Origin of the sequence: Algoriphagus kandeliae, assembly GCF_004571135.1 — a bacterium.
GTDB classification, from domain to species: domain Bacteria; phylum Bacteroidota; class Bacteroidia; order Cytophagales; family Cyclobacteriaceae; genus Algoriphagus; species Algoriphagus kandeliae.
Map to the genome: position 1 here is coordinate 838,692 of NZ_SPSB01000002.1, position 13,369 is coordinate 852,060.

Genomic DNA, 13,369 nt, shown 5'->3' on the forward strand with positions numbered 1-13,369 from the left:
AAATTTTAATCCAAAATCAATTGCATAAAGACAAGAGTTAGCCACTTGTCAAACTTGAATGCTACTTCAGGAATTCGAGCGACTTCCCGAAAGCCCAATCGCTCATGAAAGCGATAGCTGCCCGTGTTTTCAGAGTCCATTCCCGCAACCATCACATGATAACCTTGGGATTTGGCAATATGGATGAGCTGTTTCATCAATTCAGTTCCAAATCCTTTTCCCTGAGCATCCGAATTCAAATAGATGGTATGCTCAAGGCTTCGATTATATCCGGGTTTCGCTCTGAATTTACCATAGGTAGCATAGCCACAAACTTTTCCATTTAATGTTCCCACTAATACCGGATATCCCTCTTTGATTTTACTCTCAAAGTTTTGCTGAACTTCCTCTAGGGTTTTTGGAAAATAGTCATAGTTGTGAGAGGTGTTTTCAATGGAGTCATTAATGATCCCCAAAATGGCTTCAGAGTCGGCAGGTTGATATTCTCGGATTTCTAGGCTCATTATTGAAAGCGATTGACGATCTTTTCTATTCCGGGAAGGTAGGCTGTTCCAAATAAATTGAGATGAACTAGAAGCGGATAAAGATTATATATACCCATTCGATTTTCAAAACCCGGTTCTAAAGGAAATACAGATTCATAGGCTTCATAAAATTGCGAGTCAAAACCTCCAAAGAGTCTGCTGAATGCTAAATCCATCTCGCGGTGGCCAAAATAAATGGCAGGGTCGATAAGACAGGGTTGACCATCTTCATGGATGATCACATTTCCAGACCACAAATCACCATGAACTAGGGAGGGAGACTCTTCAGGAAAAATTCCTTGAAGTTTGGGATAGATCTCCTGGAATTTTTTTAGAAAATCCAAAGGAATGAGCCGGTCAAAATAGGCTTTTCCCAGAAGCGGTTCCAAGCGCTGTTCGATAAAGAAGTCAAGCCAATTTTCTGTATGAAGATTTTTCTGGTAAAGAGATGCAATAAAATTATCTTGATGTAAGCCGAAGTAATCCTGTTGGGTGAGATGAAGGTGGGCGAGACCAATTCCTAAATTTTCCCAGTAATTTGGCGCTTTTCTTCCTCCAGGAATGAATTCAGTAAGGAGATAATTGTAATCTTCAACTCTGCCGAATCCATAAACTTCCGGAACCTTTAAAAAGGTCGATTTTCGAAGTAAATCAAGACCTTGGGCTTCTCGAACAAGGATGTCTTTTTCATGATCAAAATTCAATTTGAGAAAAAAAACACCTTCTGAACTGCTGAGTCGAATTCCTTGATTATGATTTCCTGCTGCAATTAGGGTAGCAGATTTAAACTCCGCCATGGGACCTAGGCTTTGAAAAAGTACTTGCTCGTAGATCCCGTTCAGGTCAAGCATAAATGCGGTGACGTTCCTGGATTGTATTTAAAAAATGGTTAATCGCTTCATCAAGGATGCTGTAGATTTCATGGAATCCTTCCTCCCCACCATAGTATGGATCAGGTACAGGTTGACCTTCGCTTCCTTCCACAAAATCTCGAATCAAGTAAATTTCCTTTTCCCCAAAGCCATACTTTGATTTCATATGGTTGAGGTTTTGGATATTTTGATGATCCATGGCCAAAATGTAATCAAACTCTCTAAAATCCACCCGGTTGACTTGTCTTCCCCGATGTTGGATTTTGATATTATTGGCGTTTGCGCATCGAATAGTACGTTCATCCGGTAATTCACCTATATGATAGTCGGAAGTCCCTGCACTGTCACTTTTAAAGTAGGATTCAATGCCGAGTTTTTTGACTTTATCATTAAATATGGCCTCCGCCAAAGGGGATCTACAAATATTACCTAGGCAAACAAATAGTACTTTAATCATTACAAAATTTCGATTCGCGTTGGACTAGTCTAAAACGGTAACTTTGAAAATAGAAATTTTTGTTCTGAATCAACAAATTGTACGCTCATTTTTTGAAAAATATCTGAGCTTTAACTTTTTGAGTCCTTTGAGGACCTTACTTGTCTTGATAAAAGCTAATTTTAGCCATGGTTTGGATTTACCGATTGGTGCTCTGGATAGTTGATGGGCTATTGCCATTTGCATCCCTATTTTCTCCAAGACTGGCTCTTTTTGTTAAAGGCAGAAAGGATTTGTTTGGAAAGCTGAGTGACTTCCGTAAATCCCATGATGGAAAATTGGTTTGGTTTCACGTGGCTTCTCTTGGAGAATTTGAGCAAGCAAAACCTTTAATTCATTTGTGGAAGCAAAAAAAGCCTGAAACCAGGATTTTGGTAAGTTTTTTTTCTCCTTCTGGCTATGAGCCAGTAATAAAGCGACAAGATCAGGATTTAGATGGGGTGGTGTATTTGCCTTTGGATCGAGTGGGTTATGTCCGTAAGTTTTTAGAAATCCTACGTCCAGACATCGTGTTTTTCGTCAAATATGATCTTTGGTTCAATTTTTTGAAAGAAATAGCATATCGTCAAATCCCCTTGTATTTGATTTCCGCGAGTTTTCGGGAAGATCAAGTGTTTTTCAAAAGGAGAGGATTCTTTCGGAAGCCTCTGTTTTTTTTCGATCAGATATTCACCCAAAATGAGAAAAGCGACAAGTTATTGTCACAAATTGGTTTTTCGAGATATACAAAGGTTGGAGACACTCGGTTTGATCGAGTGGCTGCTACCGCAAATTCCCCCAAAGCCTTTCCTCAAATAAGAACTTGGATAGGTGAGAAAAAAACGATCGTATTAGGTTCTGTTTGGGAAGAAGATATGGAGATTCTTATTCCACTTATTAATTCTCATCCTGATTATTCTTGGCTGATTGCTCCTCATAGTATGAATCCAGAACCTATGGAAAAATGGAAGGCAAAAATCATCCTTCCTTCTCAATTCTATACCGGTTGGGACTCAACAAAGTCTTCCTCAGTTTTATTTGTCAACACCATTGGGATGCTTTCTTCTCTTTATCAATTTGCCCATGTGGCTTATGTGGGAGGAGCTTTCGGAGCAGGGCTTCACAATATTTTAGAACCTATCGGATTTGGAGTGCCTGTTATTTTTGGGAAAGTGAGGAAAGCCGGAAAATTTCCAGAAGCCATGGAAGCTGTTGAAAAAGGCTGTGGATTTGAAGTAAAAGATCACAAGGAATTGGAAGTGGTTTTTGAAAGTCTTGCTTCTTCAGAATATTATTCCCAATCTCAAAAAGCTGCTAAAGAATGGGTAAAATCGAATCTGGGTGCGGCGGAAAAAATCTACGAATTAACCAGTAAATTGCAGTGAAATGAAAGGAAGAGTCATAAAATCTACTGGTAGTTGGTATACAGTCATGGTTGAAAACCAACATGTTCAGGCAAGGCTAAAGGGGAAATTCAAACAAGACGACTTGAAATTAACAAACCCGATTGCGGTTGGAGATTGGGTTGAAATGGAAGAGGAGTTAGGTCAAGCTACTGCGGTGATTCGTTCTATTCTTCCCAGGGAAAATTACATTATTCGAAAGTCTACGAGGAAGCAGCATTTTTCACACATCATCGCTAGTAATTTGGATCAGGCCATGCTTTTAGTAACCATGGAGCAACCAAGGACTTCCTTTGGTTTTATTGATCGATTTTTAGTCAGTACAGAAAGTTTCCGGATTCCAGCCCTATTGGTAGTCAATAAAATGGATTTATATGGTAGCACTGAGAAGGGAAAAAAATGGCTGAAAGAATTACATGAAATTTATGAACCTTTAGGTTATCAAGTAATTGAAATATCGGCTGAAGAGGATAGGGATTTGCCTCAAAAATTTCAGGATTTGCTGAAAGACAAATCCACCTTGATATCAGGTCATTCGGGGGTAGGGAAGTCTACCTTGCTAAATAGATTGGTTCCTCAAGCTGCTCAACCTACCAAACAAGTATCCAAATTTAGCAGTAAAGGGGTTCATACGACGACATTTGCCGAGCTTTTTGAATTGCCAGCCGGAGGAGATATTATCGATACACCTGGAATCAAGGAGTTTGGAATTTTAGACATTGAAGAGAATGAGCTATCGCATTATTTTCCTGAAATGCGAGCTTACCTTGGTCAGTGTAAATTTCATAATTGCCGACATGTGAATGAACCTGGATGTATGGTGATGCAAAAACTGGAAGAAGGGCTCATTCATCCCAGCCGTTACACAAGTTATTTGAACATTTTACACGAAGAAGATACCCATCGATAGTTAAGGATTTTGATTGCAAATCAAATAGGCCTAATTTTCAAACTTAATTATTACCCATGAGCGAAGTTCTCAACGACAAACAAATCCGGCAGAAAGTCACCCGAATGGCTTATGAGATATATGAGCGAAATCTCCATACTTCAGGAGTTGTCTTTGCCGGAATTTCAGGGATGGGTTTGATTCTCTCCGAGCTTCTTGCTAACGAGCTGAAAGTGATATCTGATCTTTCGGTTGAGGAGTTGGAAGTACAACTTGATAAATCCAATGTTTCTCAATCAAATATCACGCTTTCAAAAGAGCTTGTATTAACTGGTAAGACATTGATTTTAGTGGATGATGTTCTCAATACGGGAAGGACTGTAGCCTATGCTATGAAGCCATTTCTTGAAGAGGATATCAGTAAAATGGAACTGGCGGTACTCGTTAATCGGGAGCATGGGCTTTTCCCTTTAAGACCTGATTATACTGGTTATGAACTTGCCACCACACTCAATGAACATATTCGTGTGGATCTTTCTGGTCCACAATTTTCAGTACATCTTCTCTAATAAATATGTCTGTTCACGCAACCTCATCAATTAAACGGGTGACGACCCATATCCTTCAGGAAATGAAAGATAGAGGGGAGAAAATATCCATGTTGACAGCCTATGACTTTTCGATGGCATCAATCGTGGATCGTGCAGGAATTGATATTGTTTTGGTGGGTGATTCAGCCTCCAATGTGATGGCCGGTCATGAAACTACCTTGCCCATTACCTTGGACCAGATGATTTACCACGCATCATCTGTCGTTAGGGCAGTTCGTCGGGCATTTATTGTAGTGGATATTCCCTTTGGACATTATCAGGGGAATAGTTCTGAGGCTTTACGATCCGCTATCCGGATAATGAAAGAGTCGGGTGCTCATGCAGTCAAAGTTGAAGGGGGATCGGAAATTAGAGAATCGGTTAGTAGAATTTTAAGTGCAGGGGTACCGGTCATGGGACACTTGGGATTGACCCCTCAGTCTATTTATAAGTTTGGGACTTACACGGTTAGGGCAAAAGAGGAGGCTGAAGCTCAAAAATTATTGGAAGATGCCAAGTTGCTTGAGGAGTGCGGTTGTTTTGCAATTGTACTTGAAAAAATCCCAGCTTCTTTGGCCAAAAAAGTAGCCGAAAGTGTACGTATTCCTGTAATTGGCATTGGAGCCGGTCCTGATGTAGATGGTCAAGTTTTGGTGATGCACGATATGTTAGGAATAACTCAGGAATTTAAGCCTCGGTTTTTACGTCAATACGCCGACTTGCAGTCTATTATGACCGAGGCATTTCAGAATTATATAAAAGATGTCAAGGGTAGAAAATTCCCGAATGAATCTGAGAGCTACTGAATAGTAGCTTTTTTCATTTAAAGAATAGGAGATTGCTAATCTGGTTATGCTTACCTAAATAAGGAGGGTTAAAGATTTTCGAATCAAAAAGAAATGAAAATGAAGAAAGCCATCTATTTAGATGGCTTTCTTGATTTATACATTTACGTGACGTTCGGCATGGTATGAAGAGCGGACTAGGGGTCCAGACTCTACATATTTCAAACCTCGCTTCAATCCTTCTTCGCGATAGTGCTCGAATAGATCCGGATGGATGAATTCAGCAACCTCAATGTGCATTTTGGTTGGCTGTAAATACTGTCCCAAAGTCAAGATGTCACATCCGTGTGCTACCAAGTCGTCCATCGCTTTATAGACTTCCTCTTTGGTCTCTCCAAGGCCCAGCATGATTCCTGTTTTGGTTCGCTTGCCATATTCCTTCGTAAGCTTAATTTGCTCAAGGGAGCGGGTGTATTTGGCTTGAGGACGGACTCTTCTGTAAAGGCTCTCTACAGTTTCCATATTATGAGAAACGACCTCTTGGCCACCACTGATCATTCTGTAAAGTGCATCCCAATTTGCTTTTACATCTGGGATAAGTGTTTCAATGGTAGTTTCCGGAGAAAGCTCTTTCGTCTTTACCACCGTTTGATACCAAATTTCTGCGCCTCTATCTTTCAGTTCATCACGATTGACTGAAGTAATGACAGCATGCTTTACCCCCATAAGTTTGATGGCTTCTGCTACTCTTCTCGGTTCGTCTTCATCATATTCAGGTGGCCTGCCAGTAGCTACAGCGCAAAAAGAACAAGAACGTGTACAAACATTTCCTAAAATCATGAAAGTAGCTGTGCCAGCTCCCCAACACTCTCCCATATTGGGACAGTTTCCACTTTCACAGATGGTGTGGAGTTTATGCTGGTCTACCAATTTGCGGACTTTTGCATACTCTTTACCCACAGGAAGTTTCACTCTCAACCAATCTGGCTTTTTTCTTCGAGTTGCTTCTTCGGATATTACGGGTAATTCTATCATGTCAGTAGATTTTTCAGGTCAAAATTATGCGATATTCTGGGAAAAACCAGTTCCTTATTTTCTGAACCCATAGTAGAACGTAAAATAGACGGATTGGAAGACCTGTCTATTTTCTGTAGTAGGGATCAGTGGAATTTCTTTGTTGAAACCCTCAATCATGTATCCAAGTTCCAAGCCAGTCACATTGCTTCGAAATACTCCAAATTCCAAGTTTACAGCAGCTTTTGCATTCGCTCCTATTGCCAACTGGGATTGTCCCAGTCCTTCAAACAAACGACCGGTTCCTAAAATATTGAATCGACTTTGATGGATTTCGTGATCATATTGTTCCCGAACAGTTTCTAATCGATTGATGGCATATTCGATGTAGTATGGGGCAATTAATCCTATGCTAGGACCTACTGCAGCTAGGGCAGAGACTTGGACCCCCTGGTTGGGAGCCTTTTTAAATAAAATTACTTCCCGGCCATATTGGGGACGGATGGAATAGAGGTAATTGGATTTTCCGAAAATGTAACTATTTCCCAAAACGGTATTATATCGGACTTCTTTTGGGTTTTTGACGTTTGAAAGTTCAAGGGCAAAGAAGCTGAATTGTTCGTCCGTTATTCTAGTACCAACTTTGAATGAAAACCCTCCTATAAGTCCTCCGTTTGTGTTTTTGTTTAAGCCAAAAACGAATTCTTTGTCATAGTCATAGTTTCCGGCATCTTCGCGCTGAGCATAAGCTTCCGATAAAAATAAAAAGGGAGCGATTCCAAACAGCAATAATGATTTTAGAAACTTCATAAAATATTAACCTATTTTTGGTTAAAGTATTAAACTCAAATTTAAAAGTAAGAGTTTAGAATCGTGATAAAAAGTACGGCTAATTGAATTTTCCAATGAGATTTGCCTGAAAAGATAAACCCAAATAGATATGTGTTTTTTGTTTACCAGTTTTAAGGATTGGAAATCCTACTGTGAGTCTCATGATGAGAGCCTGGATGAATCTGTTATAGCTTATGAATGTGAGCAAAAAGGCTCATCTCCAGAAAAGATACATGAAGGACTAATGCATGCCTATCGGGTTATGAAGGATGCTGTCCATACTGGACTTGAAAAAGAAATGAAATCCCGCTCTGGAATGATTGATAATGGTGCAAAAAAAGTTTTCAATTATCCGCTTAGCGTTTTGTCTCCTGAATTTCAAAAGCTGATTGGAAGAGCTTTAGCAGCCAAAGAAGTAAATTCCTGTATGGGAAGGGTGGTTGCGGCACCAACGGCAGGTGCTTCCGGAATCCTTCCTGGAACCATGGTGACATTGCAGGAAATTCATGGCCTATCAGATGATCAGATCATCAAAGGTTTGTTGGTTGGAGCAGGGATTGCATTGATCATCGAGCAAAAAGCAAGTTTGGCAGGTGCAGTTGGTGGCTGTCAGGCTGAGACGGGCTCTGCTGCTGCTATGGCGGCAGGTGCAATTGTTTTTTGTTTGGGAGGAACCATTGACCAGGTATTTAATGCAGTTGCGATTACTATTCAATGTATGTTGGGCTTGGTTTGTGATCCGGTGGCAGGATTGGTGGAGGTGCCTTGTGTGGTAAGAAATGCAAGTGCTGCGAGTATTGCATTTAGTTCGGCTCAAATTGCCCTTGCAAATGTAAGTGCGGTGATTCCAGTTGATGAATGTATAGAAGCTATGGGAGAAATCGGAGCTTCAATGGAAAGTAGATATAAGGAAACAGCTCTTGGAGGCTTGGCTGCAACTTTGACTGGGCAGGAGATATCGAAGCGGGTTTTAATTCAGGATATTGAAATTCTTCCTGATGAACAATTACCCCAATAAACTGTTTAAAATGGGAATTTGGAGGAGTTTGTCAATCGAAAAACTAAATATTGTCGCCCAAAAAAGAGCACTCCAGAACATGTGAAAGTAGATCCTGCTTTTTTTACTTCCAAATGAAACCAAAATCAAGGTTCCTCCAATAGGAGTTAATACCAAGGGGGTAAGAAAGGCAATTCCAATTTCACCATATTTTTTCCAGATAGTTACAATTTTTCTATTTCTAGAAGTGAATACTGGTTTTTTCTTTCGAAACCGGAGCATTAGCTTTTTCTTGAATTTTTTACCTATCAGCGTAAAAATAAAAACACTGGACATCATGCTCGATACGGTAATGAAAATGGTAGTTCCTACTCCGAACCCAGCTGCAGGAACAAGAATCGGCCCGGCGATAAATTTGAAATAGCCTAAAAAGTAAATCCCAATTAAGCTAATTATGGTCTCATTCATAATAGGAAATACATGTATGCAAGGTAAGCCACAAGCAAAATTGAACCCTCAAACTTTGAAATTTGCATCTTAGTTCTCATCAAAGGAAAGAGCAATACCGTAATACCCAGCATCCACCAAAAGTCCACTTTGATGAATGCCTCAGCTACTCCAATTGGTTCGATCATGGCTGTTAAACCAATGATTGATAGAATATTCATGATGTTACTACCAAGAATATTCCCTAGGGCCATATCTGTTTCTTTAGCTATGGCTGCCATCACAGAGGTGATTAATTCCGGAAGACTTGTTCCAATGGCAATGATAGTGACACCAATGATTCGCTCAGAAACTCCGTAATTTCTGGAGATCAGAACCGCATTTTCAACCAAAAGTTCTGAACCAAAATATAATCCAACGATCCCACCAAAGAAGAGGCCTAAGGCCATCCACCAAGAGAGTTTTTTTACTTGCTCAATTTCTTCCTCTACCTCTTTAAATTGTTCTGCAGCACCCTTTTTTTCCAACCAGAATAGGTAAAAATTGAAAATGATAAATAGACAAAAGAGAAGGATCCCTTCCCATCGTTCTATACTTCCATTTAGGCTTAATAAGAAGAAAAGTCCAGTAACCAAAAGGGTGATTAGGTATTCAAAACGAATATGTCTTCGGTTGATTTTCGTGGGATAGAATAACCCACTTAATCCCAAAACTAAGCCGATATTGGCAATATTTGAACCCACTACATTCCCAATGGAAATCTCACTATTTCCTTTTAGAGCTGCATTGACACTTACTAAAAGTTCGGGCGCAGAGGTTCCGAAAGCCACAATAGTCAATCCTATCAAACCGGCGCTCATACCGAGTTTGACAGCAATTCCGGAGGCACCATCAACCAGGAATTTTCCACCAAGCAAAAGAATGCCTAAACCTACAGCTAAGAGAAAATACGCCGACATGATTTTTTATAATTTGGGGCCAAAGGCAAGGTCTCCGGCATCGCCCAAGCCTGGAAGAATATAGGAATGGTCATTCAATCCTTGATCCAAAGCTCCGATCCAAAATTGATGAGGGATGGAAAGATTTGATTTTATATAATCGATTCCTTCAGGAGCAGCCACAGCACAGGCAATATGAATCTTTTTCGGAGTACCGTTTTTCAATAGATTTTCAATGGAAGTTATAAAGGATTTACCTGTTGCTAGCATGGGATCAGCAAAAATCAGCGTCTTACCTTCTAAAGAAGGACTTGCACAATAGCCTAAATGAACTTCAATAGAATCTTTGGATTCTTCAGCTCGAAATGCACCAATAAACCCGTTTTCTGCAGAATCAAAAAAATCTAGAAACCCCTGATAGAATGGAAGAGAAGCTCTCATCACAGCTACCAATACCAATTTTTCATCCAAATGAAGAACATTTGTCTTCATAAGTGGAGTCTCAATCTCGTGAACTTTAAAGGAGAGTGTTTTCGAAATCTCATAGGCTAAAATTTTGCCTAATCGTTGAAGATTAGTTCTAAATCTCAATTGATCTTTCTGAACAGTTTTGTCTCTCAGTTCGGCCAAAAATTGATTGGCAATAGATGGGGTATTGGCTAAAACAAACATAGGACGAATTTAATAGAAAAAACCCAGCTTCAGATAGGCTGGGTTTTTTCAAATTTCTAGAATCAATGATTAGTCGATCTCAAAAGAAACTCTTCTCGCCATTTGTCTTGCATCAGGTGAGTTTTTATCTACGCTAGTGTCTTCACCATAGCCTTTATAGCTAATTCGACTTGAGTCTATGCCTGATGCGATTAGCAAATCATAGACCGACTTAGCTCTTCTTTCTGAAAGTTTTATATTGTAATCCTCAGAACCTAATTCATCTGCATATCCTTTAACTTCAAGTGAAGTACCCGGATTCTTTTTCAAGAAATTGGAAATAAATTGAACAGCAGAAACTGAGAATTGAAGAGGTTTCGATGAATCGAAAGCAAAGTAAACATTCAGGTATTGGTCATCTATTGCCTTTCGTATATAATCTACGGGTTCCGCTATTTCTTCAATTGGGCAACCTCCATTTGAACTTGGTCCAGGAAGGAATGGACAATTGTCCTGATGATCCGGCATTCCATCCCCATCTGAATCTAGTGTAATACCCGATGCATTCACTCTTGCGCCAGCTGGGGTATTAGGTTCTTTATCCAAATAATCTGGAATTCCGTCCCCATCTGAATCCTTAAGCATGTCCTTAATTTCTCCGATTTGGGATGCAAGTTCTTCTTTTGTGGCATATCGGTCGGCAGCAAAATACCAATCAGCATGTTCTTCTTTGGAGCCTAGGTAAAAGTTTATTCCGAGCGTACCAGTCCACCAGGTACCCGGTGCATGGACGAAAGGGTTAGAATTTGGTTGTGTAATGGGTTCGGGAGCATTATATAATCTTCCGTCGAAAGTGTAGGTTTGTCGACCATTGAAAATCATTGAAATGTCTCCAATTAATGCGATTTTGTTGCTTAATCGGTATTGTCCTGTAAATCCTGAGATGATATTATAGTGAACATCTTTTTCTGATGTAAGAGGAATCGCTCCTTCATCAAATGACATTAAACCAAATCCTGCTCCTAAATGTCCCAAAAATCCCAATTTTGGTGCAAAAGATTCAAAATTTAGCATTCTGCCAAAATTTGCAACACCTTGAATATTCATACGAAAATAATCAGTTGAAAACTCTGGGCTAATACCTCTAACTTCTCGGAAGTTCCCAAAACCCAAATCACCTTTCACACCAAAATATTCATTGAACATGTATCTGGTTCCTAGATTAATATGCCCAATATTCAGTGTAGGAGAAAGGTATCCTGGAGTGAGCGGTGACATGGGTTTATTGAAACCCGCATCAATTTCTATAGACCAACGGTTAAAATCTTTTTGGGCATAGATGATCTGGGTTATACCTAATGCCAAAAAAGCAGTTAATAGTAATTTTTTCATAATAGTTACTTGATTGAAAGGATGACGATTCAAAAGTATTGATTTTATTTTATCCTTTCATCAAGCAAAAAAAAATCCCGTTCGGTAGGAACGGGATTAATTTTTTTATGGGGCTTTAATTATTTCACTTCAAAAGAAGCTCTTCTTGCCATTTGTCTAGCATCAGCAGAAGACTTATCTACACTAGTGTCTTCTCCATATCCTTTATAAGAAAGTCTAGATGCATCAACACCTGCAGCGATCATTAAATCGTAAACTGCTTTAGCTCTTCTTTCAGATAGTTTGATGTTATAATCTTCAGGACCTAACTCATCAGCGTATCCTTTGATTTCTACACTAACACCTGGATTTCTCTTCAAGAAGTTTGCAACATAATTTGCAGCGCTTACAGAATAACCTAGCGGTTTGTCGCTATCAAATGCATAGTAAACATTTACATATCCATCATTGATAGCTTTTCTCAAGTAATCAACTTCTTCTCTTTCCTCAACAACTGGACATCCATTTGTGGAGGCAGGACCTGGCTGGAATGGACAATTATCCATGTGATCAGGAGTACCGTCACCGTCTGAATCCAAAGTTGTACCAGCAGAGTTTACTCTAGCACCTGCAGGAGTATTTGGTTCTTTGTCCAAGTAATCAGGCACACCGTCACCATCAGAATCCTTCAACATATCTTTGATTCCGTTGATCTGAGAAGCTAACTCTTCTTTTGTAGCATATTTGTCAGCAGCAATGTACCAGTCTGCGTGCTCATCATTAGATCCTAGATAAAAGTTAAGACCGATAGTTCCAGTCCACCAAGTACCATTAGCTCCATAGAAACCATTATCGACTGATGGATTAATGAATTCATATCCGTCCCAAGTTACAGTCTGACGACCGTTTAGGATGGTAGAGATATCACCAACAAGAGCAATGTTTTTAGATAATTTCAACTGAGGAGTCACACCGAACATAATGGTGTAAACATTGTCATCGAAATCATTGAAAGTATTCATCTCAGGGTTCACCAAACCAATACCTGCACCACCGTGCAATAAAAGTCCGAATGAACGGCTAAAAGATTCAAAATTCATGATTCGGCCGACGTTAGCAACAGCTTGAAGGTTTAGTCTGTTGTATTTGGTGTCGAATTCAGGGCTTTGAGAATCGCCACCTCTTGCTTCTCGCATAGAGCCAAATCCATAATCCAACTTTACGCCGAATTTTTCATTGAACATGTAACGCGCACCAAACTCAATATGACCGAGATTTAGTGTTGGAGATAGGAATCCTCCAGATAATGGAGCCATTGGTTTGTTAAAACCACCTCCAACTTCAAGTGACCACTTATCGAAGTCTTGGGCGTTTGCACCGAAAGCAAGAGCTCCGGCAAGCAGGGATGAGAGTATTAGTTTTTTCATAACAAAAAATTTTTGTCCAAATTTTAAGTGTTTGATTGATGTGAGTACAAATTTATAAACTTTTAACTTACTGCAAATCTAGATGAATTATTTAATTGTCGATTGTACAATTAAAATTTTCCATCGCTTTTTTTAAATAATCTTCCAAAATCTAA

The 13,369-nt window shown here is 39.6% G+C and carries 15 protein-coding genes; 5 read left to right on the forward strand and 10 right to left on the reverse strand.

What is annotated here, in order from left to right; genetic code table 11:
* Positions 1-5: 5 nt before the first annotated feature.
* The 3 genes from E4S40_RS08230 to E4S40_RS08240 are packed head-to-tail and all read right to left on the reverse strand — an operon-like array spanning position 6 to position 1,853.
* Positions 6-503 (reverse strand): GNAT family N-acetyltransferase, encoded by a 498-nt coding sequence (locus tag E4S40_RS08230; RefSeq protein ID WP_135072890.1) that lies wholly within the window; start codon positions 501-503, stop codon positions 6-8.
* Entirely contained in the window at positions 503-1,375 is an 873-nt protein-coding gene (locus tag E4S40_RS08235; RefSeq protein ID WP_135072892.1) for a fructosamine kinase family protein, read from the reverse strand. The genes E4S40_RS08230 and E4S40_RS08235 overlap by 1 nt, the downstream gene beginning before the upstream one ends.
* On the reverse strand, positions 1,368-1,853 hold the full coding sequence (locus E4S40_RS08240; RefSeq protein WP_135072894.1) for a low molecular weight protein-tyrosine-phosphatase: 486 nt from the start codon (positions 1,851-1,853) through the stop codon (positions 1,368-1,370). The genes E4S40_RS08235 and E4S40_RS08240 overlap by 8 nt, the downstream gene beginning before the upstream one ends.
* A gap of 167 nt (positions 1,854-2,020) precedes the next feature.
* Between E4S40_RS08240 and E4S40_RS08245 the strand changes: the two genes are divergently transcribed.
* The 4 genes from E4S40_RS08245 to panB are packed head-to-tail and all read left to right on the forward strand — an operon-like array spanning position 2,021 to position 5,559.
* A complete protein-coding gene (locus E4S40_RS08245) occupies positions 2,021-3,256 on the forward strand; it encodes a 3-deoxy-D-manno-octulosonic acid transferase (RefSeq protein WP_135072896.1) in 1,236 nt (411 codons plus the stop codon).
* 1 nt (position 3,257) lies between these two features.
* Positions 3,258-4,184 carry a ribosome small subunit-dependent GTPase A gene (gene rsgA, locus E4S40_RS08250; protein ID WP_135072898.1) on the forward strand — a complete coding sequence of 309 codons (927 nt, stop codon included), beginning with the start codon at positions 3,258-3,260 and terminating at the stop codon, positions 4,182-4,184.
* Positions 4,185-4,240: 56 nt separating this feature from the next.
* On the forward strand, positions 4,241-4,732 hold the full coding sequence (locus tag E4S40_RS08255) for a phosphoribosyltransferase family protein (RefSeq protein ID WP_135072900.1): 492 nt from the start codon (positions 4,241-4,243) through the stop codon (positions 4,730-4,732).
* A gap of 5 nt (positions 4,733-4,737) precedes the next feature.
* A complete protein-coding gene (gene panB / locus E4S40_RS08260) occupies positions 4,738-5,559 on the forward strand; it encodes a 3-methyl-2-oxobutanoate hydroxymethyltransferase (protein WP_135072902.1) in 822 nt (273 codons plus the stop codon).
* Positions 5,560-5,694: 135 nt separating this feature from the next.
* On the opposite strand, the gene lipA is transcribed toward panB, so the two are convergent.
* Both lipA and E4S40_RS08270 read right to left on the reverse strand, forming a co-directional pair.
* A complete protein-coding gene (gene lipA / locus E4S40_RS08265) occupies positions 5,695-6,573 on the reverse strand; it encodes a lipoyl synthase (protein ID WP_135072904.1) in 879 nt (292 codons plus the stop codon).
* A 54-nt stretch (positions 6,574-6,627) separates the two neighbouring features.
* Positions 6,628-7,362 (reverse strand): hypothetical protein, encoded by a 735-nt coding sequence (locus E4S40_RS08270; protein WP_135072906.1) that lies wholly within the window; start codon positions 7,360-7,362, stop codon positions 6,628-6,630.
* 130 nt (positions 7,363-7,492) lie between these two features.
* Between E4S40_RS08270 and sdaAA the strand changes: the two genes are divergently transcribed.
* Complete coding sequence (sdaAA, locus tag E4S40_RS08275; protein ID WP_135072908.1) at positions 7,493-8,401, forward strand: L-serine ammonia-lyase, iron-sulfur-dependent, subunit alpha; 909 nt, start codon at positions 7,493-7,495, stop codon at positions 8,399-8,401.
* On the opposite strand, the gene E4S40_RS08280 is transcribed toward sdaAA, so the two are convergent.
* From E4S40_RS08280 to E4S40_RS08300, 5 genes are all read right to left on the reverse strand, one after another.
* A complete protein-coding gene (locus tag E4S40_RS08280; RefSeq protein WP_135072910.1) occupies positions 8,390-8,848 on the reverse strand; it encodes a hypothetical protein in 459 nt (152 codons plus the stop codon). The genes sdaAA and E4S40_RS08280 overlap by 12 nt on opposite strands.
* On the reverse strand, positions 8,845-9,786 hold the full coding sequence (locus E4S40_RS08285) for a calcium/sodium antiporter (RefSeq protein WP_135072912.1): 942 nt from the start codon (positions 9,784-9,786) through the stop codon (positions 8,845-8,847). The genes E4S40_RS08280 and E4S40_RS08285 overlap by 4 nt, the downstream gene beginning before the upstream one ends.
* Positions 9,787-9,792: 6 nt before the next feature.
* The gene (upp, locus tag E4S40_RS08290) at positions 9,793-10,437 is read right to left on the reverse strand and encodes a uracil phosphoribosyltransferase (protein ID WP_135072914.1); all 645 of its coding nucleotides are present in this window, start codon (positions 10,435-10,437) and stop codon (positions 9,793-9,795) included.
* A 69-nt stretch (positions 10,438-10,506) separates the two neighbouring features.
* Positions 10,507-11,808 (reverse strand): OmpA family protein, encoded by a 1,302-nt coding sequence (locus tag E4S40_RS08295; protein WP_135072916.1) that lies wholly within the window; start codon positions 11,806-11,808, stop codon positions 10,507-10,509.
* A 119-nt stretch (positions 11,809-11,927) separates the two neighbouring features.
* Positions 11,928-13,214 carry an OmpA family protein gene (locus E4S40_RS08300; RefSeq protein ID WP_135072918.1) on the reverse strand — a complete coding sequence of 429 codons (1,287 nt, stop codon included), beginning with the start codon at positions 13,212-13,214 and terminating at the stop codon, positions 11,928-11,930.
* Positions 13,215-13,369 lie beyond the last annotated feature (155 nt).